The organism is Asanoa sp. WMMD1127, assembly GCF_029626225.1.
Lineage (GTDB): Bacteria > Actinomycetota > Actinomycetes > Mycobacteriales > Micromonosporaceae > Asanoa.
On record NZ_JARUBP010000001.1, the window covers coordinates 7640284 to 7665700 of the forward strand.

General features: G+C 73.6%; 24 protein-coding genes, 1 pseudogene and 1 riboswitch. Of the genes and pseudogenes, 12 read left to right on the forward strand and 13 right to left on the reverse strand.

Annotation, left to right across the window (positions count from 1 at the left end; translation table 11 throughout):
- Nucleotides 1-322: 322 nt before the first annotated feature.
- Together O7635_RS36505 and O7635_RS36510 are read right to left on the reverse strand one after the other, a co-directional pair.
- Nucleotides 323-1293, reverse strand: a pseudogene (locus tag O7635_RS36505) (IS481 family transposase).
- A 109-nt stretch (nt 1294-1402) separates the two neighbouring features.
- Complete coding sequence (locus O7635_RS36510; protein WP_278085043.1) at nt 1403-2101, reverse strand: TetR/AcrR family transcriptional regulator C-terminal domain-containing protein; 699 nt, start codon at nt 2099-2101, stop codon at nt 1403-1405.
- An 81-nt stretch (nt 2102-2182) separates the two neighbouring features.
- Here O7635_RS36510 and O7635_RS36515 point away from each other — a divergent pair, with 81 nt between their 5' ends.
- The gene (locus O7635_RS36515) at nt 2183-3157 is read left to right on the forward strand and encodes an NAD(P)-dependent alcohol dehydrogenase (protein ID WP_278085044.1); all 975 of its coding nucleotides are present in this window, start codon (nt 2183-2185) and stop codon (nt 3155-3157) included.
- On the opposite strand, the gene O7635_RS36520 is transcribed toward O7635_RS36515, so the two are convergent.
- The gene (locus O7635_RS36520) at nt 3147-4208 is read right to left on the reverse strand and encodes a saccharopine dehydrogenase NADP-binding domain-containing protein (RefSeq protein ID WP_278085045.1); all 1062 of its coding nucleotides are present in this window, start codon (nt 4206-4208) and stop codon (nt 3147-3149) included. The two genes, O7635_RS36515 and O7635_RS36520, sit on opposite strands and share 11 nt — an antisense overlap.
- 153 nt (nt 4209-4361) lie before the next feature.
- Between O7635_RS36520 and O7635_RS36525 the strand changes: the two genes are divergently transcribed.
- Entirely contained in the window at nt 4362-6470 is a 2109-nt protein-coding gene (locus O7635_RS36525; RefSeq protein WP_278085046.1) for an AAA family ATPase, read from the forward strand.
- Here O7635_RS36525 and O7635_RS36530 read toward each other — a convergent pair.
- Nucleotides 6460-7401, reverse strand: a complete 942-nt coding sequence (locus O7635_RS36530; protein ID WP_278085047.1) for a superoxide dismutase — start codon at nt 7399-7401, stop codon at nt 6460-6462. The genes O7635_RS36525 and O7635_RS36530 overlap by 11 nt on opposite strands.
- A gap of 67 nt (nt 7402-7468) precedes the next feature.
- On the reverse strand, nt 7469-8044 hold the full coding sequence (locus tag O7635_RS36535; protein ID WP_278085048.1) for a YdeI/OmpD-associated family protein: 576 nt from the start codon (nt 8042-8044) through the stop codon (nt 7469-7471).
- 86 nt (nt 8045-8130) lie between these two features.
- Between O7635_RS36535 and O7635_RS36540 the strand changes: the two genes are divergently transcribed.
- The gene (locus tag O7635_RS36540) at nt 8131-10182 is read left to right on the forward strand and encodes a copper-translocating P-type ATPase (RefSeq protein WP_278085670.1); all 2052 of its coding nucleotides are present in this window, start codon (nt 8131-8133) and stop codon (nt 10180-10182) included.
- 1013 nt (nt 10183-11195) lie between these two features.
- Here the strand turns inward: O7635_RS36540 and O7635_RS36545 are convergent.
- A complete protein-coding gene (locus O7635_RS36545; protein ID WP_278085049.1) occupies nt 11196-13733 on the reverse strand; it encodes an ABC transporter permease in 2538 nt (845 codons plus the stop codon).
- 170 nt (nt 13734-13903) lie between these two features.
- Here O7635_RS36545 and O7635_RS36550 point away from each other — a divergent pair, with 170 nt between their 5' ends.
- Both O7635_RS36550 and O7635_RS36555 read left to right on the forward strand, forming a co-directional pair.
- Nucleotides 13904-14815, forward strand: coding sequence for a cation diffusion facilitator family transporter (locus tag O7635_RS36550; protein WP_278085050.1), 912 nt, complete (start codon nt 13904-13906; stop codon nt 14813-14815).
- A 167-nt stretch (nt 14816-14982) separates the two neighbouring features.
- Nucleotides 14983-15113: riboswitch (cyclic di-AMP (ydaO/yuaA leader) on the forward strand.
- Between the two features lie 8 nt (nt 15114-15121).
- Nucleotides 15122-16192 (forward strand): hypothetical protein, encoded by a 1071-nt coding sequence (locus tag O7635_RS36555; RefSeq protein ID WP_278085051.1) that lies wholly within the window; start codon nt 15122-15124, stop codon nt 16190-16192.
- Nucleotides 16193-16246: 54 nt separating this feature from the next.
- Here O7635_RS36555 and O7635_RS36560 read toward each other — a convergent pair whose 3' ends face one another.
- The 3 genes from O7635_RS36560 to O7635_RS36570 all read right to left on the reverse strand — a co-directional run bounded on the left by O7635_RS36560 (nt 16247) and on the right by O7635_RS36570 (nt 17919).
- A complete protein-coding gene (locus O7635_RS36560; RefSeq protein WP_278085052.1) occupies nt 16247-16717 on the reverse strand; it encodes an SRPBCC family protein in 471 nt (156 codons plus the stop codon).
- Nucleotides 16718-16726: 9 nt separating this feature from the next.
- A complete protein-coding gene (locus O7635_RS36565) occupies nt 16727-17479 on the reverse strand; it encodes a serine/threonine-protein kinase (protein ID WP_278085053.1) in 753 nt (250 codons plus the stop codon).
- Nucleotides 17480-17565: 86 nt separating this feature from the next.
- Nucleotides 17566-17919, reverse strand: coding sequence for an STAS domain-containing protein (locus O7635_RS36570; protein WP_278085054.1), 354 nt, complete (start codon nt 17917-17919; stop codon nt 17566-17568).
- Between the two features lie 381 nt (nt 17920-18300).
- On the opposite strand from O7635_RS36570, the gene O7635_RS36575 reads away from it, so the two are divergent.
- Entirely contained in the window at nt 18301-18726 is a 426-nt protein-coding gene (locus O7635_RS36575) for a hypothetical protein (RefSeq protein WP_278085055.1), read from the forward strand.
- A gap of 91 nt (nt 18727-18817) precedes the next feature.
- Nucleotides 18818-19819 carry an AraC family transcriptional regulator gene (locus O7635_RS36580; protein ID WP_278085056.1) on the forward strand — a complete coding sequence of 334 codons (1002 nt, stop codon included), beginning with the start codon at nt 18818-18820 and terminating at the stop codon, nt 19817-19819.
- A gap of 99 nt (nt 19820-19918) precedes the next feature.
- Here the strand turns inward: O7635_RS36580 and O7635_RS36585 are convergent, their stop codons facing one another.
- Complete coding sequence (locus tag O7635_RS36585; RefSeq protein WP_278085057.1) at nt 19919-20191, reverse strand: hypothetical protein; 273 nt, start codon at nt 20189-20191, stop codon at nt 19919-19921.
- A 99-nt stretch (nt 20192-20290) separates the two neighbouring features.
- Complete coding sequence (locus O7635_RS36590; protein ID WP_278085058.1) at nt 20291-20785, reverse strand: winged helix-turn-helix domain-containing protein; 495 nt, start codon at nt 20783-20785, stop codon at nt 20291-20293.
- 80 nt (nt 20786-20865) lie between these two features.
- Here O7635_RS36590 and O7635_RS36595 point away from each other — a divergent pair, with 80 nt between their 5' ends.
- A complete protein-coding gene (locus O7635_RS36595; protein ID WP_278085059.1) occupies nt 20866-21516 on the forward strand; it encodes a class I SAM-dependent methyltransferase in 651 nt (216 codons plus the stop codon).
- Here the strand turns inward: O7635_RS36595 and O7635_RS36600 are convergent.
- Complete coding sequence (locus O7635_RS36600) at nt 21513-22322, reverse strand: NAD(P)H-binding protein (RefSeq protein WP_278085060.1); 810 nt, start codon at nt 22320-22322, stop codon at nt 21513-21515. The two genes, O7635_RS36595 and O7635_RS36600, sit on opposite strands and share 4 nt — an antisense overlap.
- 67 nt (nt 22323-22389) lie before the next feature.
- Between O7635_RS36600 and O7635_RS36605 the strand changes: the two genes are divergently transcribed.
- From O7635_RS36605 to O7635_RS36620, 4 genes are read left to right on the forward strand one after another with little or no spacing between them, the layout of a single operon-like run.
- Nucleotides 22390-23112: a hypothetical protein gene (locus tag O7635_RS36605; protein WP_278085061.1), complete on the forward strand. Its 723-nt coding sequence runs from the start codon at nt 22390-22392 to the stop codon at nt 23110-23112.
- A 9-nt stretch (nt 23113-23121) separates the two neighbouring features.
- Nucleotides 23122-23505 (forward strand): VOC family protein, encoded by a 384-nt coding sequence (locus O7635_RS36610; RefSeq protein WP_278085062.1) that lies wholly within the window; start codon nt 23122-23124, stop codon nt 23503-23505.
- A 34-nt stretch (nt 23506-23539) separates the two neighbouring features.
- A complete protein-coding gene (locus O7635_RS36615; RefSeq protein WP_278085063.1) occupies nt 23540-24001 on the forward strand; it encodes a hypothetical protein in 462 nt (153 codons plus the stop codon).
- Between the two features lie 28 nt (nt 24002-24029).
- Nucleotides 24030-24644, forward strand: coding sequence for a hypothetical protein (locus O7635_RS36620; protein ID WP_278085064.1), 615 nt, complete (start codon nt 24030-24032; stop codon nt 24642-24644).
- On the opposite strand, the gene O7635_RS36625 is transcribed toward O7635_RS36620, so the two are convergent.
- On the reverse strand, nt 24641-25417 hold the full coding sequence (locus tag O7635_RS36625) for an SAM-dependent methyltransferase (protein ID WP_278085065.1): 777 nt from the start codon (nt 25415-25417) through the stop codon (nt 24641-24643). The genes O7635_RS36620 and O7635_RS36625 overlap by 4 nt on opposite strands.

Genomic DNA, 25417 nt, shown 5'->3' on the forward strand with positions numbered 1-25417 from the left:
CCGGACGCCAGAAGACCTCCTCGATGGCGGCATGGCCACGATCCGGGACTATCACGCCGCGCCCTTGTAGGTGCCGCATCATGCGGCTTCGAGAGGAGCGCAGCCATGTCCCGGACTGACAAGGACCGACCCCACCGCGCGCGCCGCGACGACCCTCGGCGCCGCTGGTGCGACTCTCCGCCGCGCTGGTTCGTCAACGCCAGCTGGACCGCGCCGGACCGGCTCGGTGTGCGCCTGGCGGCCGCGAGGCGATCGCCGCGCATCGCGCCGGCCGTGAGCCCGATGCGGAGCCGTCGACCGACCAGCACCGCCACGGTGCGCCCTAGTTGTAATCACCAGGAGCGTTGTTGACGCGGGTGATGGGTGGTTTGCCGGCAAGGGCGGTGTGTCCGCGGTGGTGGTTGTAGGTGTGTAGCCATGAGGGTAGGGCGTCGGCGCGGTCTTGGTTGGTGGTGAAGGGTCGGGCGTAGATCCATTCGTCGCACATGGTGCGGTTGAAGCGTTCGGCTTTTCCGTTGGTTTGGGGTCGGTAGCGGCGGGTGAACCGGGCTTGGGCGCCGAGGTCGGTCAGGGCTTGGTGCCAGGCGCGGCCGCGGCGGTAGGCCAGGGCGTTGTCGGTCATGACCCGTTGGATGTGGGTGATGCCCAGGGCGGCGAAGTGGGCGGCGGCGCGGTGGAGGAACGCGGCGCAGGTCCCGGTCTTCTCGTCGGGGTGGATCTCGGCGTAGGCCAGGCGGGTGTGGTCGTCGATGGCGGCGTGGACGTACTCGTAGCCAACGCGTCCGTGGCACGGGCGCGGCGGTGTTCGAGGCTGTCTCGGCCCAGGGTGCGCCAGCCGCCGCCGTCGCGGAGCCGGCCGATCTTCTTGACGTCGACGTGGATGAGCTCGCCGGGGTGGTCGCGTTCGTAGCGGCGGATGAGTTCGCCGGTGGGCCGGTCGAGCCAGGACAGCCGGTGCAGGTTGTGTCGTCGTAGGACGGCGTGGATGGTCGAGGCCGGCATCTCCAGCAGTGGTGCCAGGCGGGCCGGGCCCAGCTTGTGTTCGGTGCGGAGCTGGCAGATCCGGGCTTCGATATCGGGTGGGGTCTTGCCGGTCAGTCGATGCGCGGTGCTAGGCCGATCGTGCAGGCCCGCGTCGCCCTCGGCCCGCCAGCGGGCCAACCATTTGTAGCCAGTGGTGCGGGAACAGCCGAGTTCTTTGACAACATGCGCGACGGGGCGGCCCTCGACCACGACACGCGTGATCAGCAGCCGTCGACCGTGCAGGGTCAGACGGGCATTACGGTGGGCCATGAAGACCTCCGGTTCCGGGATGTGGGCGTCAGCACCTCACACCTCGCCGGAGGTCTTCGTTCCGATCAAGCCACCACGCCGTTGTCAACAACGCTCATGGTCACTACACCTAGTGCGACGTCCAGCCCTGCTGGCGTAGGCGTTCGATGCCGTCCAGGAGCAGGTCGAGGGCGAACTCGAACTCGAACTGGTCGTCGCAGCCCGACCCCACCACCGAGGTGTCGTCGTGGGCCGCGGCGCCGGCGATGGCGGCCAGGTGCGGGAACCGGGCCGCGGCCTCGGCCGGGAAACCCGTTGGCGGTGAAGGATCCGTGGTGCCGGAGCGGCCGGCGCGGCGGTTGGTGTCGAAGAGCTCCTGGCTGAAGCCCAGCATCCGCGAGCCCATCGCGTGCATGACGTGGTGGGCCAGGTCCGTGGAGAAGCCGCCGTCGCGCAGGGCGCCGACCATCGAGTCGAGGTAGTCCAGGATCGCCGGCGTCGCGTCGAGTCGCGCCTCGATGGCCAGCGGCGCCCAGGGGTGGCGCAGCAGCACGGTGCGGGCCGACAGGATGCGCCGGCGGACCACCGACTTCCAGTCGGGACCGGGCCGCAGGGGCTCGATCTCGCCGACGACCACGTCGATCATGCCGTCGAGCAGCTCGTCCTTGTTGGCCACGTGCTTGTAGAGCGCCATCGGGACCACGCCCAGCTCGTGCGCGAGCTTGCGCATGCTGAGCGACTCGATCCCCGCCTGGTCGGCCAGCGCGACCGCGGCCCGCAGAACGCGGTCCGTGCTCAGCGGGGTCCGGTTCACCGTCTCAGCCTTCACAGGGGAACCTTAACCGCTTGACAGGTGTACGGCGTACACCTAGCCTCGGGTGTACGCCGTACACCACCCCCGGGAGGGACCATGAAGGCGATCGTCCAGGACCGTTACGGCTCGCCCGACACGCTGGCCTTCGAGGAGGTCGACACGCCCGTGCCGGCCGCCGGCGAGGTGCTCGTGCGGGTCGAGGCGGCCGCGCTCAACGCGTACGACTGGCACATCATGCGGGGTGACCCCAGGCTCGCCCGGCTCTCCATGGGCCGGTCCGGCCCGCGCGCCCGGATCCGGGGCCGCGACTTCGCCGGCCGCGTCGAGGTCGTCGGCGCCGGCGTCCGCGACCTGCGCCCCGGCGACGCCGTCTTCGGCGACCTGGGCGACGCCAACGGCGCGTTCGCCGAATACGTCAGCGTGCCGGAGACCCTGGTCGCGCGCCGGCCCGCCAACCTGACCGCGGAGCAGGCGGCCGCCCTGCCGCTGGCCGGCGTCACCGCCCTCATGGGGCTGGCCGACGTCGCGCCCGACCAGCAAGTGCTGATCAACGGCGCCTCCGGCGGTGTCGGGACGCTCGCCGTGCAACTGGCCAAGACGCGCGGCGCCACGGTGACCGCCGTGTGCAGCACGCGCAACACCGACCTGGCCCGGTCGCTCGGCGCCGACCACGTCGTCGACTACACCCGCGCCGACTTCACCCACGACGCCGGCCGCCACGACCTGGTCCTCGACCTCGTCGGCAACCGGTCCCTGACCGCGCTGCGCCGCGCGCTGACCCCCACCGGCACGCTGGTGCTCTCCGGCGGCGGCGTCTACCGCGGCGGCAGCCTGGTCGGCCCGGTCTGGCTCATCGCCCGCGGTCGCTTGCTGGCGCCGTTCGTGCGGCAGCGCATCGTGGTCCTGTCCACCGTGCCCGGCCGGTCACACCTCGAGACGCTGCGGGCCCACGCCGAGGCCGGCCGGCTCACCCCGGTCATCGACCGCACGTTCCCGCTGCCCGAGGTGCCGGCGGCCATCCGCTACCTGGAGACCGAGCACGCGCGGGCCAAGGTCGTCGTCACGATTTAGCAGGCGCGTGCACCGTCACCCGGTCGAGGCGGGTGAGGAAGTCGGGCCCGAAGGCGGTGCCAGGGGTGTGCGCGCCGGCCACGACCGCGCCGCCGCCCCGGCCACCGGTGCCGGCCAGCAGGTGCTCGGCGGCCCGGTGCACGGCGTCGGCGGTCAGGTCGTAGGCGTTGGGCCCGGTCAGCGTGGCCGTGCGCACGTCACCGGCCGCGTTGCGGACCTCGCCCCACACCTCGATCTTCGTCGCGGCCCGCGTCTCCGCGCTCGGGCCGGGCGGCTGGCGCTTGATCGCCCGGGCCGCCAGCGCGCGGACCGGCGCGAAGCGGATCAGCTTGGCGAGCAGCGTCGGCGCCGGCACCCGGCTGTAGACGGTGATGTCGCCGATCCCGGTCGAGTGATGGGCGGTGACCAGGTCGCCCCAAGGCACGGCGCCGACCTTGCGGACCTTGGACGGGAACGCCACCTCGCGGGCCGGGGTGCCGATCGGCGTGGGCACCAGCGTGCCGGCGATCCGCCGCCAGCCGCCCCGGGCGTTCATGGCCAGCCCGGTGGTGGCCGTGCCGCGGCTCATCCCGCCCGGCGCGACGAACGCGAGCTCCAGGGCGGTCGCGTCGGGCAGCGCGGCGTGCAGCAGGTTGGCCAGGCAGTCGGTGGGCACCACGTCGAAGCCCGCCCCCGTGATCAGCACGACGCCGGCCGCCCGGGCGTCGGCGGCCCGCGCCAGCACGGCCTCGAAGACCGGGTGCTCGCCGGTCACGTCGAGGTAGTGGGTGCCGGTGTCGAGGCAGGCGTCGAGCATTGGGCCGGCGGTGGCCACGAACGGGCCCGCGCAGTGCGCCACGACGTCGACCTCGCCGAGGGCGGCCCGGGTGGCCGCGCCGTCGCGCAGGTCGAAGACCACGTGCTCCAGGCCGAGCTCATCGGCGAGGGCCTTGACGGCGGCGGCGTTGCGGCCGGCGAGCAGGGGTCGGGCGCCACGCGAGACGGCCAGCCGGGCGACAAGATCACCGGTGTAGCCGTTGGCGCCATAGATCATCCAACGTTGATGCGGCACCGCATCACCGTAGTCGTTCGAGGGCAATTCTATCGAGGTGCGAGTACGGGCACATCGACCCGGCTACCGATCCGTTCCCGGCGGGCTGCCCGTACTCTCGTTCGGGTTGGTCGCGCGACCCGCGGCCGACCCATCGCACGAGGAGCCATCCGCTTGACCGACGTCACCACGCTCCAGCAGGAGATCGCCACCGAGCAGAAGCACGTCGACCGGGTCTACGCCCGGGTCGAGGAGCTGCGTCGGGAGGCCGCGCGCGCCGAGCGCGAGGGCTACCGGCAGGCGGCGGTGGGCAACTTCGGCGCGCTGGTCGAGCGGGACGCGTTCGTCTTCCACGCCGCCCGGCGGCGCTACCTGCTCGACGCCGAGCACGAAGGGCTGGTCTTCGGCCGACTCGACCTGCGCGGCGGCGCCAGCTTCCACGTCGGCCGGCTGGGCGTGCGCGGCGAGGACGCCCAGCCGCTGGTCGTCGACTGGCGCGCCCCGGCGGCCGCGGCGTTCTACCAGGCCACGGCGGCCGAGCCGCGGGGCGTGATCCGGCGCCGCATGATCCAGTCGTCCGGCGAACGGGTGACGGGCATCGAGGACGACCTGCTGGACCCCGAGGCCGCGCCGGAGCAGATGCGGGTGGTCGGCGACGGCGCCCTGCTGGCGTCGCTGTCGAAGGCGACCGGGCACGGCATGCGTGACATCGTGGCCACCATCCAGCGCGAGCAGGACCAGGCGATCCGCTCCCCCGGCAGCGGCGTGACCATCGTGTCCGGCGGCCCCGGCACCGGCAAGACGGCCGTGGCGCTGCACCGGGCGGCGTACCTCCTCTATTCGGATCGCAACCGGTTCGCCGGCGGCGGCATCCTCGTGGTCGGACCGTCCACGGTGTTCGTCGACTACATCGCCTCGGTGCTGCCCTCGCTCGGCGAGGAGTCGGCGACCCTGCGCTCGCTCGGCACGCTGGTGCCCGGCTGGTCCGCGACCCGCACCGACCCGGGCCCGGTGGCGGCCGTCAAGGGCTCGCTGCGGATGCGCCGGGTGCTTGAGCGGGCCTCGCACGACGCGGTGCCCGACGGGCCGACCTCGCTGCGGCTCCTCTACCGGGGCACGCTGCTGCGCCTCGACCGCGGCCAGCTCGACCGCGTCCGGACCCGGGCCCTGCCCCGCGGCGCCCGCCGCAACGAGGTGCGCCGGGCCGGCTTCGAGGGCCTGTTCGACGCGCTCTGGGCGCAGGCCGAGCAGGCGAAGGTGCCCGGCCTGCCCAAGAAGCGCGAGTTCGAGGACCAGCTGGCCGAGCGCGAGGACTTCCGCTCGTTCGTCAAGGAGTGGTGGCCCCGGCTGCGACCGCGGCACGTGCTGGCCTGGCTGGCCGACCCGGCCCGGCTGCGCCGCTACGCCGCCGGCCTGCTGTCACCGGCCGAGGTGGACCTGCTGACGGGCAGCTTCGACAGCGAGGACCCGACCATCGCCGACGTCGCCCTCCTCGACGAGCTCGACGCCCTGCTCGGGCAGCCGGTGCGGGCGGCCCGCCAGCAGCGCAACGAGTTCCAGGTGGCGCAGGGCGTCTACGAGCTGAGCACGGCGACCGAGCGGGCCCGGGCCGCCCGGGCGGCGGCGACCGCCCGACCCGACGACTACCGGGAGTACGCGCACGTCGTGGTCGACGAGGCCCAGGACGTCTCGCCGATGCAGTGGCGCATGCTGGGCCGGCGCGGACGGCTGGCCTCGTGGACCGTGGTCGGCGACCCGGCGCAGACCGCCTGGACGGGCGACCCGGCCGAGCTCGACCGGGCCCGGGACCGGGCGCTGGGTTCGCGGGCGCGCAACGCGTACACGCTGACCACCAACTACCGGAACTCCGCCGAGATCTTCGAGGTCGCCGCGGCCGAGATCCGGACGATCGCGCCGGACCTGCCGCTGCCGACGGCCGTGCGGTCGACCGGCGTGCCACCGGTGGCGTCGACGGTGCCGGGCCCGGCGCTGCCGGACGCCGTGCGGTCCGCTGTGGACGATCTGCTCGACCAGGTCGAGGGCACGATCGGCGTGATCACGCCGGTCCCCCGCGTCGGCGAGGTGGCCGGCTGGCTCGGCGGCGTCGGCGACCCGCGGGTGCAGGTGGTGACGAGCCTGCAGGCCAAGGGCATGGAGTACGACGGTGTCGTGCTGGTCGCGCCGGACGAGATCCGCGCGGGTGGCGCGGCGGGCGTACGCACGCTGTACGTCGCCCTGTCCCGCGCCACCCAGCGGTTGGTGACCCTGGACGTCAGCGCCTGACGGCGACCGCGGTGTAGGTCGTGTCCGGCGTCGGCGGTGTCGTGAACCGGGCGTTGGGCAGATAGAGCCGCTGGCCGTACGCGGCGATGGTGGTCGGCACGTCGAACGCCGGGCTGGTGATCGTCTTGACCACGGTGCCCCGCGTGCCGGACCGGTTGAGGTCGACGACGGCGATCTGGTTGAGGCGGTTCTGCACCACGTAGAGGCGGCGCCCCTCGAGCCAGAGGCCGTCACCGTTGGTCATCGGCACGCCGCCGAGGTCGACCTGCGTGGCCGCGCCGTTGTCGGCGTCCACGGTGAACAGCAGGCCGGTGTTGGACTGGACGACCAGCAGGTCGCGGCCGTCGGGCGTACGCGCGATGCCGTTGGCGTTGGTCGCGCCCGGCGTGAAGACGAAGTCCCCGGACAGCGGGACGGTCTCGAACCGGTCGCCGAGCGTGCCGAAGCGGCCGAACGGCACCTTGTAGAGCACGGGTTGCTGCGAGTCGGTGAACCAGGCGGCGTCGGGCGTGAGGATCACGTCGTTGACGAAGCTGGTCCCGTCGGTGAAGTTCCAGATCTTGAGGGTCCTACCGGTCACGGCGTCGACCACCCGCCCGTCGCCGCTGGTCTGGCCGGCGACGAAGAGCCGGCCGCGGCCGTCCAGCTTGAGCCCGAGCGACCCCGAGCCGAAGCCCGGGTTGATGATCTCGCCGCGCCCGGTGACCAGGCTGGCCCGGTAGATGGCCCCGTCGACCCGGGACCCGAAGAAGGCGTACGGCAGTGTGCCGATCGCGATGCCCTCGGGCTGGAAGCCGTTGGGCAGCTGGATCGTGGTGGGGAACAGGTCGTGGTTCGCGTCGTGTGCGGTCGCAGTGCCGGCCGGACCGAGCAGGGTGGCGGCGAGTGCCGCGGTCAGACCCAGCGCGATGGTGGCCACCCGGTGGCGCACGATGGCTTCTCCTTTCGACGTCCTCCGTTCAGGTATCCACGCACGTACCCACTATTCGGTTCAACGTTCAACCGACTTGCGGCGGCGGGACGGGGTCGCCGCCGGCGAGGAGGTCGGTGAGGGCGACCAGCCGTTTGCGGCGGGCCGCCGGGCTGGGCGCGCTGGTGAGCTTGAGGATGACGGCGTACCGGCTGGTCTTGTCGAGGCTCGCGAATCGCGCGGCCGCGGCGGGATTGGCGGCGAGGGCCGCCGCCAGGTCGTCGGGGGTCTTCGCGTCGCGCTGCGCCGGGTACGCGGCGGCCCAGCGGCCGTCGGCCTTCGCGGCCTCGATCTGGGCGTGGCCGGCGGCCCGCATCCGGCCGGCGGCCACGAGGGCCTCGGCACGGTCCACATTGACCTGTGACCAGCGCGCGCCCTTGCGGCGGGGCGAGTAGCGCTGCAGGAAGTGCTCGGCGTCGAGGCCGCGGCGTTGGCTGTCGATCCAGCCGAAGCAGATCGCCACGTCGCCGGCCTCGGCCGCGGTGATGGTCGGGCGGGCGGCGCCCTTCTTGGCGATCACCAGCCAGGCCTCGGCCGCGGTCTCGTGGTGGTCGGCCAGCCACGCCTCCCAGGCGGGCAGGTCGTGGAAGGTCAGCGGTTCCATGGGGCGACGCTACCGGTCGTCGCGCCGCGCTTGCCTACATACCCCCTGGGGGTATAGTAGGCGGCATGCGACACGACAGCGGAACGATGCACGAGCACCACCAGTCGCATGCGCCGGCGGCCGGTCACGGTGCCCACGCTGCCCACGGCGGGCACGACAAGCACGCCGGGCACGACCCCGAGCAGTTCCGGCGGAAGTTCTGGCTCTCCCTGGCGCTGACCGTGCCGATCGTCGTGACCAGCGAGATGGTCATGGACTGGTTCGGCTACTCGCTCGACTTCCCGGGCATCGACTGGATCGGCCCCGTGCTGGGCTCGATCGTCTTCGTCTACGGCGGCTGGCCGTTCCTGGTCGGCGCGGTCCGCGAGGTCCGCGACCGGGCGCCCGGCATGATGCTGCTGATCGCGATGGCGATCACGGTGGCCTACGGCGCCTCGCTGGCCACCGCCGTCGGCGCGTTCGACCTCGACTTCTGGTGGGAGCTCGCCGCCCTGGTGACCATCATGCTGCTCGGTCACTGGCAGGAGATGAAGGCGATCGGCCAGGCCCAGGGCGCCCTGGCCGCGCTGGCGGCGCTGCTGCCCGACGACGCCGAGCGGGTGGTGGGCGACCGGGTCGAGACCGTGCCGGTCGCGGCGCTGGCATTGGGCGACGTGGTGCTGGTCCGCCCCGGCGGGCGGGTGCCGGCCGACGGGCGGATCGTCGACGGCGCGGCCGAGGTCGACGAGTCGATGATCACCGGGGAGTCGCGCCCGGTGCCGCGCCAGGCCGGCGACCGGGTGGTGGCCGGCACGGTGGTCACGGACTCGGCGGTCCGGCTGCGGATCGACGCCGTCGGCGCCGACACGGCCCTGGCCGGCATCCAGCGCCTGGTGGCCCAGGCCCAGGCCTCCGGCGGCCGCGCCCAGGTGCTGGCCGACCGGTTCGCGGCGGCGCTGTTCTACGTGGCCGCCTCGGTCGCCGTGGTCACCTTCCTGGCGTGGTGGGCCGTGGGCAACCTGGACGACTCGGTCGTCCGTACCATCACGGTTCTCGTGATCGCCTGCCCCCACGCCCTGGGCCTGGCCATCCCGCTGGTCATCGCGCTGTCGACCGCCGTGTCGGCGCGCGCCGGCATCCTGGTCAAGGACCGGCTCGCGCTGGAGCGCATGCGCACCGTCGACGCGGTGCTGTTCGACAAGACCGGCACGCTGACCAAGGGCGCGCACAAGGTCACCGGCGTGGCGGCGGTCGACGGGGTCACCGAGGCCGAGGTGCTGCGCCTGGGCGGCGGCGTCGAGGCCGACAGCGAGCACCCCCTCGCCAAGGCGATCGTGGCGGCGGCCGGCACGCCGGCGCGGGCCACGGACTTCCGGTCGCTGACCGGTCGCGGGGTGCGGGCGACGATCGACGGCACGGCGTACGCGGTCGGCGGGCCGGCCCTGCTGCGCGAGCTCGACGTGGCGGTTCCGGAGCGCCTCGCGGCGGCGACGTCGGGTTGGTCCGCGCGCGGCGCCGCGGTGCTGCACCTCGTGCGGCTCTCCGACTCGGCCGTGCTCGGCGCGTTCGCGTTGGAGGACGAGGTGCGCCCCGAGGCGCGGCAGGCGATCGCAGCGCTGCGCGACCAGGGCGTACGCACGATCGCGATGATCACCGGCGACGCCCGCGCGGTGGCCAAGGCGGTCGCCGCCGACCTCGGCTTCCGGCCGGGCGTCGACGAGGTCTTCGCCGAGGTGCTCCCCGCCGACAAGGACCGCGCGGTAGCCGACCTCCAGGCCCGCGGCCTGCGGGTGGCGATGGTCGGCGACGGCGTCAACGACGCGCCGGCGCTGGCCCGGGCCGACGTCGGCATCGCGATCGGCGCGGGCACGGACGTCGCCATCGAGTCCGCCGGCGTCGTCCTCGCCTCGTCGGACCCCCGCGGCGTCAGCGGCGTGATCCGCCTGTCCCGGGCCGCCTACCGCAAGATGATCCAGAACCTGGCCTGGGCGGCCGGCTACAACGTGATCGCGATCCCGCTGGCGGCGGGCGTCCTGGCCTGGGCGGGCCTGACACTGAGCCCGGCGATCGGCGCGGTGCTGATGTCGGTGTCGACGATCGTGGTCGCCCTCAACGCCCAACTCCTCCGCCGCGTCCGCCTGACACCCCAGGAGTCGTAGCTCGCGCCGGTCCGCCGCCCCGGCTTCCCCCCGCACCCCGGCGCCCGGCGGAGACCGCGCCGCGGGAAGACCGCGCGGAGATCGGTCCGGAAGACCGCGCGGAGAGCGGCCCGGAAGACCGCGCGGAGAGCGGCCCGGAAGACCGCGCGGAGAGCGGCCCGGAAGACCGCGCGGAGAGCGGCCTGGGCCGCGGGGCGTGCGCGGCGCCGCACGACGCGGGCCAGGAGGGCGGGACGCCTGATCGCCCATCGCCCGTCCTGGCCTGGTCGCGGGTCACCCTCGCCGGCATTGGAGCTGAGCAGCAGCCCGGATGTGCGGCGCCAAGACCGGCGGCAGCCTGCAGGGTGCGATCCGTGAACGTGGCCAACCATGGGTGGACAAGCGCGTCATCACCCGCTGGGGCGGTGGTCTAGAACTAAGCCCGGCCCCGGTCATGATCGAGTGCGTCGCATCTGGGGCCTCTGGGTGTTTCCGGAAGATCAGGTGCATCAGATCGAGAGGTCCGGCGGCGTGTCGTCCAGGTCTTGCACACATGATCATGGCCGGGTGGCCCCGTCGACAGGACCAGTCGCACATGATCATGGGTGGCTACCGCCAGCGTCCAGGCGCATTCGCCGGTAGCCGCCTCGGCTCTCCTTGGGCGCTGGCCGATAACCCAGGGTCGGCGCACACGATCATGGCCCGACAAGCCCCTGCAGGCCGACGAGCCGCCGCGGGTCGCGATCGCCGGGCGTTCCAAGGCCGGCAAGTCGACGCCGGCCAGGTCAAGCGCGCACGTCCGGACGGCTCGGCCCGGCCCGGCCCGGCTCGGCTCGGCCCGGCTCGGCCCGGCTCGGCCCGGCCCGGCCCGGCCCGCGCAGAGTCAACCGCGCACGATGCCCTTCCGCATCGAAGGCCCTCCGCATCGAGGCCACTCGATTGCTCAGGTCCGCCTGACGCTGATCCGCCCGCAGGGCGTTAGCACGGGTCCCTTCTTATGCGGAAAGCGATAAGAAGGGACCCTTCCTTCGCTGTCAGTCGTCGGCCAGGGCGGCGACGACCGGGAGGCGGGCGGCGCGGCGGGCCGGTAGGACCGCGGCCAGCAGGGCCGCGCCGGCCGCCGCCAGCACCACGAGGGCGAGCTGCCCGACCGGGACCACCGGCACGCCGTGGCCGTAGGTGTCGATCAGCGCGGCCGCCGCCACCCACCCCACGCCACCGCCGAGGGCGACGCCGCCCACGGCGCCGACCACCGCGATCAGGCCCGACTCCAGCAGGAGCATGCCGCGGAGCTGGCGGCGGGACAGGCCCAGGGCGCGCATGGTGGCCGACTCGCGGCGGCGTTCGACGACCGACAGCGCCAGCGTGTTGCCGATGCCGAACAGGGAGATCAGCACCGACATGCCGAGCAGGGCCGCGAAGATGCCGAGCAGCTCGTCCAGCGACGCGCCGAGCTCGTCGGCCTCGGCGGCGCGGCTGGTCACCTGGACCACCGGGTACGCGCGCAGCTCCGCGTCGAGCAGCCGCTGGCCGTCCGTTGTGGACACTCCGGGCGCCAGGTCGACCAGGATCTCCACCGCCGGTCGGTCGCCGAACGCCGCCGTGAACGCCGCGTAGGAGACCAGGGCCGAGCCGTCCAGCGGTGAGTCGTCGAACAGCGCCACCACCCGTGGCGAGCCCAGCGCGCCGAGCGGCGCCGTCGAGCCGACGGTCAGGCCGTGGTCGGTCGCGTAGGCGCGGCTCAGCGCGACCGTGCCGGGACCGTCGAGGTCGAGCGCGCCCGCCGTCACCTCCGGGCGGATCGCTCCCCGCAGCTGCTCGGGCGGCACCGCCGCGACCCGGGTGCGCTCCCCCGCCACCGGCTGCTCGGAGCGCACCTCGGCCACCGTCGCGAAGGCCGCGTGCCGGCGGAGGGCCGACGCCAGGCCGGCCGGCATCCCGGCGCGCATCGACTCGAACGTGCCGTCGGTGCGGGCCCGGGTCAGCGTGAACTCGACCGGGAAGTTCTCGGTCAGCTCCCGGCCGCTCTGGTCGCGGGCGGTGGCCAGCAGCACCGCGAACAGCGACATCAGCGCCACCCCGATGACCAGCGCGAGCGTGGTGGCGGCGGCCCGGCGCGGGTTGCGGCGGGCGTTGGCCACGGCCAGCGCCGGCACCGTGCCGAACAGCCGGGCTGGTAGCCAGCCGACCAGCGCGACCGCCCGCGGCACCAGCAGCGGGCCGGCGACCACGGCGGCGACGAACAGCAGCATGCCGCCGCCCAGCACGAGCGGGAGGCCGGGGAAGCCGAGCGGCACGCCGCCGACGACGGCCAGCAGGCCGGCCACGGCCAGCACCCCGGCGCCGATCACCCGGGCGGTGCGCCGGCCGCCGGCGACCGCCCGCGGCTCCGCCAGGGCCGCGGCGCGCAGCGCGGCCAGCGGCGCGACCCGGCCGGCCCCGATCGCGGGCACCAGCGCGGAGACCACCGCCACGAACGTGCCGAAGCCGACCGCGACCAGGAACGTCGGCCAGCGCACCACCGGCGTGTGCAGCGGGATGTCGGTGGCGACGAGCTCGCGGCCCCAGATCAGGCCGTACCCGATGACCACGCTCATCACCAGGCCGCCGACCGAGGCGACGATGCCCAGCAGCAGCGCTTCCAGCAGCACGGTGCCGGTGACCTGGCGGCGGGAGGCGCCCACGGCGCGCAGCAGGGCCAGCTCGCGGGTGCGCTGCGCGGCCAGGATCGCGAACGTGTTGTAGATGACGAACGCCGACACGGTCACCGCGACCAGGCCGAAGCCGAGCAGCACGGCGACGAAGCCGGTGACGTACTTGCCGGCCTCGACGGCCAGCCGCTCGCGCAGTTCGAAACCGGTCAGCACCGGGTACGCGGGCCCGAGCGCCGCCGCCACCCGGTCGCGCAGCACCGCCTCGGACACGCCCGGGCGGGCGCTGACCACGACCTCGGCGAACCGCTGCGTGCCGGTCAGCGCCGTCAGGGAGTCGTCGGTGAGGGCGGCGACGGTGGACCCGCCGTAGAGCCGGTTGACGCCGAGGTCCAGCACCCCGACGAGGGTCAGCGTGCGGGGCGACCCGGCGGCGTCGAGCACGGTCACCGGCCCGCCGATCGTGAACCCGGCCCGCGCGACGGTGTTCTTCTCGACCGCCAGCTCACCCGGGCCGGTGGGCAGGCGGCCGGCCAGCAGGTCGTACGCGGCCAGGGCCGGCACGTCCGGGACGGAGAGCCCGTACCCGACGTGGCCGTGGTCCATCATGATCTTGCCCTCGCGGTCCAGCATGCTGAGCCAGGCCGCCATCCGGCCGTCCACGGCCGCGACCCCGTCGAGGGCGGCGATGGTCTCCACCGTGTCGCGCTCGGCGAGCAGCCCGGCCGGCTCGACGGCCACGTCGACGTTGCGGGCCGAGCGGGCCAGGTCGTCGTAGAAGGCGGCCCGGGCGGTGTCGCCGTAGACCAGGGTGCCCGCGAGGAAGCCGACTCCCACCATCACCGCGAAACCGGTCAGCACCAGCCGCACGGCGTGGGCCCGGAAACCGGTGACGGCGAGGCGAAGGAGAGGCCGTTTCACGACGCCCAGTCTGACCAAGGGCAACAGGGGTCACGCCACACCCCTGCGGTAAACATCCCGACACCACCGGCCGACGGACAATGGGAATGGTTACCGGTGTCACCTTTGCATACATAGCGATGTTTGCATAAGACTGGAGCCAGCAGCGAGCGAGCCAGGCAGGAGGACCGGTGGGAGCAGGACACGACCACGGCGCGCGCGACGCCGGCGCGCGGCACCGGGGGCGCCTCTGGGCCGCCTTCGCGCTGCTCGCCGTCTTCATGGTGGTCGAGGCCGTCACCGCGTTCGCCACCGGCTCCCTGGCCCTGCTCTCCGACGCCGGCCACATGTTCACCGACGTGCTCGGCATCGGCATGGCGCTCGCCGCGATCACCGCGGCCCGGCGGGCGGCCGCCCGCGACCCGCAGCGGACCTTCGGCCTCTATCGCCTGGAGGTCCTGGCCGCGCTGGCCAACGCGGTGCTGCTGTTCGGCGTCGCGATCTACGTGCTGGTCGAGGCCGTGCGCCGGTTCGGCGACGCGCCCGCGGTCGACACGACGCCGATGCTGATCGTGGCCGGGCTGGGCCTGGTGGCCAACATCGTGGCGTTCGGGCTGCTGCGCGAGGGCGCACGCGAGAGCATCAACGTCCGCGGCGCCTATCTGGAGGTGCTCGGCGACCTCGTCGGCTCCGTCGGCGTGCTGGTCGGCGCCGGCATCATCGCCGCCACCGGCTGGTTCCTGGTCGACCCGCTGATCGCGGTCGCGGTCGGCCTGTTCATCCTCCCCCGCACCTGGAAGCTCGGTCGCGAGGCGCTGCGGATCCTGGTGCAGGCCGCGCCGGAGCACCTCGACGTCGCGGCCATGCGCACCTCGCTGGGCGCGGTGCCGGGCGTCTGCGACGTGCACGACCTGCACGTCTGGACGCTGACCTCGGGCATGGACGTGGCCTCGGCGCACCTCGGCATCGAGGGCGACGCGGAGGTGGCCACGGTGCTGGCGGCGGCCCGGGAGGCGCTGCACGACGGCTTCGGCATCGACCACGCCACCCTTCAGGTGGAGCCGGTGGCGGCCACCGGCGACTGCCGTACCGCGAGTTGGTGACCGTGGGTGCTTAGATCGGCCTTAACTTTCGTGACCTTCAGCCGAGATTTGCCCGGATAAATCCGGGCAAGCCCGGCTAATGCGCTTTTAACGGCGCTCCCGCAGAGTAGGCATTCCTCGGTAGTCTCCAGATCGATCTTCGCTGGCCGGCACCCCACCGGTGCCTGCGGAGATCGTCGCCTAATCGCCACGGCGAGCCGGGGAACCAGGCACCTGGGGTGAATCCGCGCCAGCGGTAGGGATCAACTTCCGTCCCGAACCCGTCAGCTAACCCGGTCGGCGGCTGACGGAAGGACATGCCCCCAGATGATCGATCCCCCCAGTCATCCGCACCTCCGACGACGATGGATCCGGGTCGCGACCGTCGTGCTGTTCGGCCTCGTCGTCGGGCTCGTCGGCCCGATGGCGCCGGCCAACGCCGACCCCGACGACGAGGGCGGCACCGCCGAGCTGCGGGACCAGCTCGACAAGGCCAGCCGGGGCTTCCTCGACGCGCAGGCGGCGTTGAAGCGGTCCCAGGCCAAGCAGAAGGAGCAGGAGGCCACCCTCCGGACCGTCGAGCAGGACCTGGCCTCGCACGTCGACGCGGTCGCGGAGATCGGCCGCACGGCCTACCGCACCGGCCGGCTCGGCCCGATGTCGGCGCTGATCAACGCGGACTCCCCCGACCGCTTCCTGGAACGGGCCAACGCGCTCGGCATGGTCGCCGCCAACGAGCAGCGTGAGATCAGCAACCTGGAGCAGACCAAGGCGAAGGCTGCCGAGGCGACGGCGGCGATCAAGACGGAGGTACGCGAGCAGGAGCGCCAGGTCGCCCTCATGAAGGCCCGCAAGGACCAGGCCGAGCGGGCACTCGACGTGGCCGCCCGCCAGCAGAAGGCGGCCGCGGCGAAGGCGGCGCAGTCGGGCGGCTCCGGGAGCAACACCGGCGGCTCCGGCGGCGCCACGGCCACACCGGCGAAGCGCAACAGCGACGGCAGCTGGCCCACCGAGTCGTGCAGCGTCAACGACCCGACACCGGCCAACGGCTGCATCACCCCGCGCAACCTGCACGCCCTGCAGCAGGCGAAGGCGGCGGGCTTCACGCGTTATGTCTCGTGTTACCGCAGCGGCGGTTCCGGCGAGCATCCCAAGGGCCGGGCGTGCGACTACGCGGCGGCCAAGGGCGGCTTCGAGGGCGACGCGACCGGTGGAGACAAGACCTACGGCACCAACCTGGCCAACTACTTCATCCGCAACTCGGACCGGTTGGCCGTGCTCTACGTGATCTGGTACCGGCAGATCTGGCTGCCGAGCAGCGGCTGGAAGGCCTACAGCGGGGCGGGCGGAGACCCGTCCAGCGACCACACCAACCACGTCCACCTGAGCGTCTACTGAGGTCCCGAAAACCATCCGGGGGTACGCCGCGCGGCGTACCCCCGGATGCGTTCGTCAGGCCTGCTTCTCCAGCACCCGCGGGAGGCGCTCGGCCAGTGCGTGGTGGGCCGCCTGGGCCTGCTTGAAGGCGTACGCGTAGAGCGGTGTCGGCGCGGTGAGCGTGATCGTGACGTCGGCGCGGATGCCGCCGCCGGACATCGGGTGGATGCGGGTGTTGTTGCGCAGCGTCGTGCCGGGGCGCTGGCGGGCCAGGGTGATGATCTCCGCCGGGCCGGCGCTCGGGCCGGGACGGTTGATCGCCAGCACGTCCGCCGTGTAGGTCGTCGTGAAGTGGAACGGGCCCAGCGGGAAGCGGTCGTTGATGACGAAGCTGCGCACCGCGCCGTCGACCGGCGGTCGCTCGGTGACCTTGACGATGAACGGGTGCAGCTCCGTGTGCCGGCTGAAGTCCGACAGCAGCGCGACCGCCACCTCCGGCTCGCAGCGCGCCTCGAAGGAGTAGGTGAACGTGCCGCTCTTCGCCATCTCGAACTCCTAGTTGAGGCGGTGCAGAGCCGGCGCCGGTAGGGCACGCGGGGTCGGAGCGCTGGCCGGCATGATCGCCGACCATAGACCGATGGCGACGTCCGCGCTGATCGGACGATCGGTCGGAGTGCGGCTCATCGTGGCCCGGCACAGCTCGGCGACGGCCCGCGGCAGGCCCGGCACGGCCAGCACCGGCGCCGGCGCGGCGCCCGGGCGCGAATTGGCGGCCTGGCCCGTGAGCATCTGGTGGAGCAGCACGCCGAGCCCGAACACGTCGTCGGCCGGCAGCCCGGGGGCGCCGGCGGGGCCGGCCAGGCCGAAGTCGATCATCTTGGCGCCGGCCCGGGTGAGCATGACGTTGCGGGCGGAGACGTCGCGGTGCACGACGCCGCGGCGGTGGGCGACGGCCAGCACGTCGGCGACGGTGGCCGCGATCCGCACCGCCTCGGGCCACGGCAGCGGGCCCCCGACCAGCCGGCCGGCCAGGGCGACGCCGTCGAGCAGCTCGAGCACGACGTACGGCGCCACCGAGCCGTCGGGCAGCGGGGCGGCGCCGTGGTCGTACACCTTGGGGACGCTGGGGTGGCGCAGCCGTTCCGTGATCGCGGCCTCGCGGCCGGCGGTGTCGGCGTGCGCGGGAGTGATGACCTTCACGGCCAGCGGGCGGGCGGAGTGGCTGTCGAAACCGTGGTAGACCGTCGACACGCCGCCGCGCGCGATCGGGCCCAGCAGCACGTATCGCCGGAGGATGGTCGTGCCCATCCGCAACCACGCCACGACCCGGGACTCTTCCGGATCTCCGGTGCCCGGACAAGAGGTGACGGGCAGGCTTTAACCGCCCATAAACGTCAGGCGCCGGCGGGCGTGTTGAGGTCGCCGAGATAGGGCTCCGGCGCCCCGAACAGACCGAGCAGCCCGGTGACCCAGAGCTGGCGGTGGACGAACCGGCTCGGCTCGGTGACGACGAGCTTGACGCCGCTCACCTCGGCCGTCTGGAAGCCGGCGACCATCGCGCTGATGCCGACCGAGTCGATGAAGCTCACCAGTCGCAGGTTGAGCTCGATCCGGGTGGGGCGATCGTCGGTCAACGCCGCGGCGATGGCCTCTTTGACCTCGTGGGCGGAGTCGACGTCGATCTCACCGCGGGGGGCGATCTCGAGGACTCCGTTGGCACGCCGAGTTGTCACCATCGACAGACTCACGCAACTACCTCCGAGCTCGATCCTCGGTCCGCATCCAGGGGACCTCTCGACAGTACGCGGACCGCGACCGAGGGTATTCGCATCCATCACATGGTCGCCAGCCTTGCGGCCGCGTACTTCCCCTTTCTTGTATTCCGAAACCGGCATAGCCGGGCAAAACTATGAGTATGTGACCTTCGACTCGCCCGAACGGAGCACAGGCGGCGAATTCGGCCGCGGCCAGCCTACCGCACGTGTCGGTCGTCACTCCCCGGTGCGCCAGCGTCCACAATCGGCACTGGACGGACCTGGTTTGCGCGAGGTGGCACGGGGGCACTGAGCAGGAGTCGGACGCTGGTGCGTCCGAAGTGGCAGGTTCGGCGACAGAGGAGGACGGCAGCAATGTTCGGAAGCAACCTCATCGACCGCCGGAGCAGGACGGAGCGGATCACCGACGACGCGTGGGACCATCTGCGGTCGTTCGTCGACTCGGCGCGGTCGCGCACCGCCGGCTTCGCCGGTGACGCGGGCAGTGCCGTGTCGGGCGCCGTGGGCGCCGTCGGTGGTGCGGCGAGCGTGGTCGGCGACGCGGCCGACGAGGCCCGGCGGCGAGCCAACCTCGCCTACGACGCCCTCGCCGGACGCCGGCTGCCCATCCCGTGGACCCTGGTGATCGCCGCCGCGGCCGTCGGCGCAGCGATCGGCTGGGCCGCCGGTTCGGCCTCGCGGGCCGCGATCGCGCGGATGGGCGACGACGCCGAGACCGGTCGGGTCGACGAGATCGAGTTCGTCGAGGCCGACCGCGCGAAGTCCTCGCTCGAGAGCTGAAAACCGCGCGCGGGGTTGCCGAACGGCCGCACCGGCAACCCCGCTCTGCGCTCGATTGACGTGTGACTCTGCGCGGGCAATGCTCATGGTCATGCGTCACCGGCCCGACACCGAGCGTGTCGACACATTGCCGCCCGAGACGCACTCGTTCCGCATCGCCGACCTGGACCAGGCCCGGGCGTGCATCGCGGAGTTCTACTACGACGTCGTGCTCGACCCCCTCGACCGGACCCGGCCCCTGGCCCTCGCCGCCGACATGGTGCGCCTCGGGCCGGTCACCGTGGGCGACATCCGCTTCGGCGTCGACGTCGCGATCGGTGCGGACGTCCTCGACGCCTATCACGTCAACCTGCCCCTCACCGGCGCCATCGGCAGCGAGCATCGGGGCGCGGTCACCGTCGCCAGCCCGCGCCGCGCCGCCGTCTACCGGGCCGGCGCCGGGGCCCACACCGGCCTGTGGTCGGCCGACTGCCGCACGCTCGGCATCCGCCTCGACCGGGCGGCGCTGGAGGCCGAGCTGGCGGGCCTGCTGGGCCGGCCGGTGCGCGGCCCGATCCGGTTCGGCGCGAGCTTCGACACCACCAGAGGCGCGGGGCTGACCTGGGCCCGCATGGTCAACCTGCTCCGCTCCGAGATCGTCAACCCGCAGAGCGCGCTGCTCCAGCCGCTGGTCGCCGAACGCTACGCGCACAGCCTGCTCGACGGGCTGCTGCTCGCCGTCGAGCACCAGCACACCGAGGCGTTGACCGCCCACGCCCCCCCGGTCCGGCCGCGCACGGTCCGGCGGGCGATCCAGGTGATGGAGGCCGACCCGACGCACCCGTTCACGACCGCGGAGCTGGCCCGGATCGCCGGCGTCTCGGCGCGCTCGCTGCAGGAGGGCTTCCGCCGCCACGTCGGGGTCTCCCCCATGACCTATCTGCAGAACGTCCGGATGGCGTACGCGCGGGAGGAGCTGCGGGACCCGCCGCCCGGCCGCGACACGGTGGCCGCCATCGCGCACGCCTGGGGCTTCGGCCACCTGGGCCGGTTCGCGGCGACCTACCGGGAACGCTTCGGCGAGTCCCCGTCGGCCACGCTGCGCGGGCGCTGAGGGTCGGATCGCCGGGGTCCCCGTTGGGCGACGCCGCGTCGGCGCTGAGCCGTCATTCGCCGGGGTCGCCGTCGGCGACGCCGCGTCGGCGCTGAGCCGTCATTCGCCGGGGTCGCCGTGGCGGTCCGGCGGGGTGCGCTGGGCCGGGATGAACGGCGCGGCGCGGCGCGGCCGGCCGTCGGGCGAGCGGAGGCCGTCGAGGACGCGGTGCGCCGCGGCCAGCCCGTCCTCGGTCGCGCTGGTCAGGGGCGAGGGGCCGCCGCCGGACTCGGCCCGGAGCGACGCGTGCAGCCGGTCATAGCGGTGCAGGAACTCGACCGCGCCGCGCAGCGCCGCGACCGCCCGCACCATGTCACCTTCGAGATCCTGCATGGACGCGCCCCTCCCCGAGATCGGACGGACTTTAGGACGCGTCCACCGGTGCGTCGATCCACTTCACGCCGGGTCTATCCGGATCGCGCGAATGCCGGATCAGGCCGGCGGGAGCCGCGGGATGTCGGCGCGGAAGACGCTCAGCAGCACGCCGTACGCCGAGGCGTCCGCCGCTTCCTCCTCCTGCGCCGGCTCGTGCCCCCACGCCTCGATCCGCTCCACCAGCGCCCGCGCCCGGGCGGGCGTCAGCCAGACGTGGCGGAGCATGGTGTGCTCGACCTCGTCGCCGCTCGGCGGGACCATCTCGGCCAGCGCGGCCCGCAGCAGGAACTCGGCGCCGTGCTGGTCGTGCACCAGGGCGCCAGGCGTCGCCTCGAAGTATCGCTCGGTGCCGCCACGCACGGTGCGGCTCTCGCTCTGGCGCACCAGGCCAGCGTCGACGAGCACCTTGACGTGGTAGCCCACGGTCCCCTTCGGCGAACCGAGCGCGGCGGCCAACTGGGCGATGGTGGCGGGCCGCCGGCGCAGCGCGGTGAGCATGCGGTGCCGCTGGGGATGGCCCAGCGCCTTGTACTGCCGCGGCGTGACGTCCACCCGACGAAGTGTCGACAATTCTCGCCACTTTTTCAACCGTGGGTCTTGCCAAAGCGACGGGATTCTTCGACGCTTAGCGCATGGACACCCTCATCGCGCCCTCTCTCGTCGACTACGTGACGGCCCACTCGACGCCCCCCGACGAGGTCCTTCGCGACCTGGCGGACGCGACCCGGCTGGCGGCCGGCGACGCCGCCCGCATGCAGGTCTCGGCCGACCAGGGGGCGCTGCTCACCCTCTTGACCCGGCTCACCGGAGCACGCCGCGCGGTCGAGGTCGGCGTGTTCACCGGCTATTCGACGCTGTGCATCGCGCGTGGCCTGGCGCCCGGCGGGCGGCTGCTGGCCTGCGACGTGAGCGCGGAGTGGACGGCGGTCGGGCAGCCGTTCTGGGCCCGGGCGGGCGTGGCCGAGCGCATCGACCTGCGGCTGGCGCCGGCGCTCGCGACGCTACGGGCGCTGCCGCACGACGCCGACCTCGACTTCGCGTTCGTCGACGCGCACAAGCCCGAATACCCGGACTACTACGCGGAGATCGTGCCGCGATTGCGCCCCGGCGGCCTGATCGTGCTCGACAACATGTTCCTCGGCGGGCGGGTGCTCGAAGCGGACCGGACCGATGCCCAGACGACGGCGGTGCGCACGCTCAACGCCACCATCGCCGCCGACGACCGGGTCGACGCGGTGCTGTTGCCGGTCCGCGACGGCGTGACCGTGGCGCGGCGCCGCTAGATCGCCTGGGCCACGACGTCCCGGAGCGGAGTCGGTGGGCGGCCGAGGAGGGTGCGCAGGTCGTCGGTCTGCCGTTCCAGCGCGCCGGCCCGGGCGAGGCTCATCAGGAAGCCCATCGGGCCGGTGACGGCGGCGTCGCGGTGCTCGACCGGGCGGCCGGTGAGCGCCGTCAGCGCCTCGGCCAGTTGGGGATAGGTCCACACCGGACCCGTCAGGTCGTACGCCCGGCCCAGGTGAGCGTCGTCGGTCAGCACCGTGGCGGCCGCGGCGGCGAGGTCGGCGCGCAGGGCGGTGTTGAGGCCGCGGCCGCCGGTGGCGGAGACCAGCACGCCGGAGTCGACCGCCGCGCGGAGGCCGGGGTTGACGAACGCGTCCGTGTAGAACGGGTGGCGCAGGATCGTGTGGGCGAGCCCGCTGGCCGCGATCGCCTGCTCGGTCTCGTGGTGCGCGGCGTTCATCCCCGGCTCGTCCCGGTCGGCGCCGAGGAAGCTGGTGTAGGCGATGGCGCGTACGCCGGTGGCGACCGCCGCGTCGATCACGGCCCGGTGCTGCGTGACCCGGCGCTCGTGGTCGAGTTCGGGCGACGAGATGAGCAGCACCCGGTCGGCGCCCCGCAACGCGGACCGCAGGCCGGCCGGATCGTCGTAGTCGCCGCGCCGGACCTCGACGCCCGGGAGATCCACCAGCCGGTCGGGATTCCGGACGGCGGCGACGACGGGCTGGTCACGGCCGACCAGCTCGCGGAGCACGAGCCGGCCCAGCGCGCCGGACGCGGCGCAGATGACGATCATGATGTCAGCCAACATCGTCGTGAGCCGCCGGCGCCACCGGGTTTCCGCCAGGCCATCGGCGCGCGCCGATATGCTCGGCGGCATGTCGTTCGGTCCGATGCTGTCGCGGCTGGTGGTGGCGCGCGGGACCGACGTGGGCCGGCTCGCCCGGACCGCGGGCGTCCCGGAGGCCGAGGTCACGGCGGCGTGCGGCCGGGCGGCGCCGTCCGGGCCGCTGCTGCGGGCGATCGCGCCGTCCCTCGGCTGGCACGCCTCCGACCTGATGCTCGCGGCCGGGATCCGGCCACCGGACGACCTGGCCCCGGCCGACCGCGGCGCCAGCATCGAATGGCTGGTGTACACGGTCGTCAACCACCCGGAGGTACGCCGGCGGCTGCCCGCGCTGCTCGCCGCCGCCGGGCCACCGGGGCCCGCGGCCACCAACCCGGAGTACGACCGCTGGTTCGGTCCCGGCTTCGGCGCCCTGCTGCTCCGGCTGTTCGCCAACCGCAACCTGACCGCGGTCGCCGGCGTGAAGGTGATGTACGGACTCGTCCGGTTCGGCCCGTGGTCGGCGTCGACGCTGATGATGGTCGGGAACGCCCGCAAGGCGGTGTCACCGCAGCTCGTGGCGGCCGCCGCGGTGGTCCTCGGGCTGCCCGTCACCGACCTGGCGGCGCTGGCCGGGATGCCGCCCCCAGATGCGGTGCCCGCCGTCCACCCGGCCACGCCCGACGCCGTCGACCTGATCTGGCGGGCTCGCCGCCTGCCGCCCGCGGCGATCGACCGGCTCGACGAGGAGGCGTCCGCCATCCGCCGGGGCTAACCTGCGCGCATGCGGTCACGCACGAAGGGCATGTGGTGGGGCACGGCCGTCGAGGCGCCGGACCCGGCCGCGCTGGCGCGGTTCTACTCCGCGCTGCTGGGCTGGCCGATCGGCCACGAGGAGCCCGGCACGACGATCCTCGCCGCGCCGGAGGGTCCGATCTACGTGGTGTTCCAGCAGGCGACCGACTACCGGCCGCCGGTCTGGCCGCCGGCCGACGGGCAGCAGCGGCCGATGATGCACTTCGACTTCCAGGTCGGCGACCTGGGCGCGGCGGTGGCGGAAGCGGTCGCGCTGGGCGCCACGGTCGCCGACCACCAGCCGCAGGAGCACGTGCGCGTGCTGCTGGACCCGGCCGGCCACCCGTTCTGCCTCTGCCGCGACGACGGTTGACCCTCGACCTGGTCGAGCCCCGACGATCGCCGCCATGACCGACACCATGATGGCCAGCATCGGCGCGGCCGTGGAGCAGGGCCGCGCCGGGCAGCGGGCCCAGGCGCGCGAAACACTCACGACGCTCTGGTCCGCTACCGACGACCCGCTGCACCGCTGCTCGATCGCGCACTACCTCGCCGACCTGCAGGACGACCCGGCCGCCGAGCTGCTTTGGGACGAGCGGGCGCTGGCCGCCGTCACGGACCTGACCGACGAGCGGGCGCAGCGCTTCCACGCCGATCTGCGGGTCCGTGGCTTCCTGCCGTCGTTGCGCCTCAACCTGGCCGACGTGCACCGCCGGCTGGGCCACCCCGACGAGGCCCGGCGACAGGTCGCCGCGGCCGAGGAGCTGCTCGGCGACCTGCCGGAGGGCGACTACGGCGCGGGCATCCGGGCCGCTCTGGCGGGGGTCACGGCGCTGCTCGCCGAGGGCTCGACGGAGCGGCTCACCTGAGCGGCGGCGCCGGCATTAACCTGTGCGGATGCGTTGGCTGCTCGCGCTGACCGGTGCGGCGCTGATCGCGGTCACCGGCGCCCTGGTCAGGTCCGCGCCGGTCACCGCGGTCGGCAGCTTCGCGGTGCTCGCCCTGCTCGCGGTCCATCCGGCGGTACGCGACGCCGGCCCCGTCCGCCGGTTGCTCCGCGCCGGCCTCGTCCTGCTGGCCGCGGCGGTCGCCCTCGAGCACTGGCGCTGGCCCACCGGCGACCCGCCGACCGATCCGGCCGCCCTGCTCGCGCTGGTGACCGACCCGGGGCGCCAGCGGCTCGAGTTCCTGTGGCAGGTAGGCCTGGCGGGGTGCCTGATCCTCGCCTGCTTCGTCTTCATCGTCGCGATCGGACAGACGCCACGCGACCGTGGCCCGTTCGCGGCCATGTCCCTCGTTGGCGGCCTGATCCTGCTGTCGGCGACCTGGTTCGCGGCCGACCAGGCCTGGCGGAGCCGACCGGAGCCGCCGCGCGGTGACGTGTTCGTGTCGTTCGGCGTGGCGGTGGGCTTCCCGACCGGCCCGGACGTCGAGGCCGCGGTCGGCGCGGCGGTGCTCCTGGCGGGCGCCGCGCTGACCGTCCTGGGCTGCGCCCGCCGGCGCGCCAGCTAGTCGGCCTTGCGCGCGACTCCCGCGTACTCGGATGCTGGTGTCGTGTCGTTGCCGTCCGGTCGCCAGCGCGAGCAGGTCACCAGGCCGGGCTCGACCAGTTGCCAGCCGGTGAAGAACCGCGCGATCGCGGCCGGGTCGCGGACCACCATGGGCGCGGCGCCGCCCTCGTTCCACATGGCGACGGCGCGGTCGACGGCCTCGGGGTTGACCTCGCGCGTCGGATGCGAGATCACCAGGTGGCTGCCGGGCGCCACCGCGGCCGTCAGCGTCGCGACGATCTCGTGGGCCTGCTCGTCGTCGGGGACGAAGTTGAGGATCCCGAGCAGCAGCACGGCGACGGGCTCGTCGAAGTCGAGCGTACGGGCGGCCGCCTCGAGGATCGTCGCCGGATCGCGCACGTCGGCGGCGAGGTAGGCGGTGGCGCCGGAGACCGTGCTCGTCAGCAGTGACCGGGCGTGCACGAGCACCATCGGGTCGTTGTCGACGTAGACGACCCGCGACTCCGGCGCGATCGCCTGCGCCACCTGGTGCGTGTTGTCGGCGGTGGGCAGCCCCGTGCCGATGTCGAGGAACTGCCGCACACCGGCCTCGCCGGCGAGGTGCCGCACCGCGCGACCGAGGAACTGCCGGTTGAACCGCGCCGACTGCACGAGCTCCGGGAGGAAGGCGAGCACCTGCTCGGCCGCCGCCCGATCCGCCGGGAAGTTGTCGGTGCCACCGAGCAGGTAGTTCCACAGCCGCGCCGAGTGCGCGACGCTGGTGTCCAGCTCCAC

What these genes read in the sequence shown, in the direction of transcription:
- O7635_RS36515 (WP_278085044.1), top strand. Translation starts at nt 2,183, where the DNA reads ATGAAGGCGATCGTCCAGGACCGTTACGGCTCGCCCGACACGCTGGCC.
- O7635_RS36535 (WP_278085048.1), bottom strand. Translation starts at nt 8,044, where the DNA reads ATGGAACCGCTGACCTTCCACGACCTGCCCGCCTGGGAGGCGTGGCTG.
- O7635_RS36540 (WP_278085670.1), top strand. Translation starts at nt 8,131, where the DNA reads ATGCACGAGCACCACCAGTCGCATGCGCCGGCGGCCGGTCACGGTGCC.
- O7635_RS36555 (WP_278085051.1), top strand. Translation starts at nt 15,122, where the DNA reads ATGATCGATCCCCCCAGTCATCCGCACCTCCGACGACGATGGATCCGG.
- O7635_RS36560 (WP_278085052.1), bottom strand. Translation starts at nt 16,717, where the DNA reads ATGGCGAAGAGCGGCACGTTCACCTACTCCTTCGAGGCGCGCTGCGAG.
- O7635_RS36565 (WP_278085053.1), bottom strand. Translation starts at nt 17,479, where the DNA reads ATGGGCACGACCATCCTCCGGCGATACGTGCTGCTGGGCCCGATCGCG.
- O7635_RS36575 (WP_278085055.1), top strand. Translation starts at nt 18,301, where the DNA reads ATGTTCGGAAGCAACCTCATCGACCGCCGGAGCAGGACGGAGCGGATC.
- O7635_RS36580 (WP_278085056.1), top strand. Translation starts at nt 18,818, where the DNA reads ATGCGTCACCGGCCCGACACCGAGCGTGTCGACACATTGCCGCCCGAG.
- O7635_RS36585 (WP_278085057.1), bottom strand. Translation starts at nt 20,191, where the DNA reads ATGCAGGATCTCGAAGGTGACATGGTGCGGGCGGTCGCGGCGCTGCGC.
- O7635_RS36595 (WP_278085059.1), top strand. Translation starts at nt 20,866, where the DNA reads ATGGACACCCTCATCGCGCCCTCTCTCGTCGACTACGTGACGGCCCAC.
- O7635_RS36600 (WP_278085060.1), bottom strand. Translation starts at nt 22,322, where the DNA reads ATGTTGGCTGACATCATGATCGTCATCTGCGCCGCGTCCGGCGCGCTG.
- O7635_RS36605 (WP_278085061.1), top strand. Translation starts at nt 22,390, where the DNA reads ATGTCGTTCGGTCCGATGCTGTCGCGGCTGGTGGTGGCGCGCGGGACC.
- O7635_RS36610 (WP_278085062.1), top strand. Translation starts at nt 23,122, where the DNA reads ATGCGGTCACGCACGAAGGGCATGTGGTGGGGCACGGCCGTCGAGGCG.
- O7635_RS36615 (WP_278085063.1), top strand. Translation starts at nt 23,540, where the DNA reads ATGACCGACACCATGATGGCCAGCATCGGCGCGGCCGTGGAGCAGGGC.
- O7635_RS36620 (WP_278085064.1), top strand. Translation starts at nt 24,030, where the DNA reads ATGCGTTGGCTGCTCGCGCTGACCGGTGCGGCGCTGATCGCGGTCACC.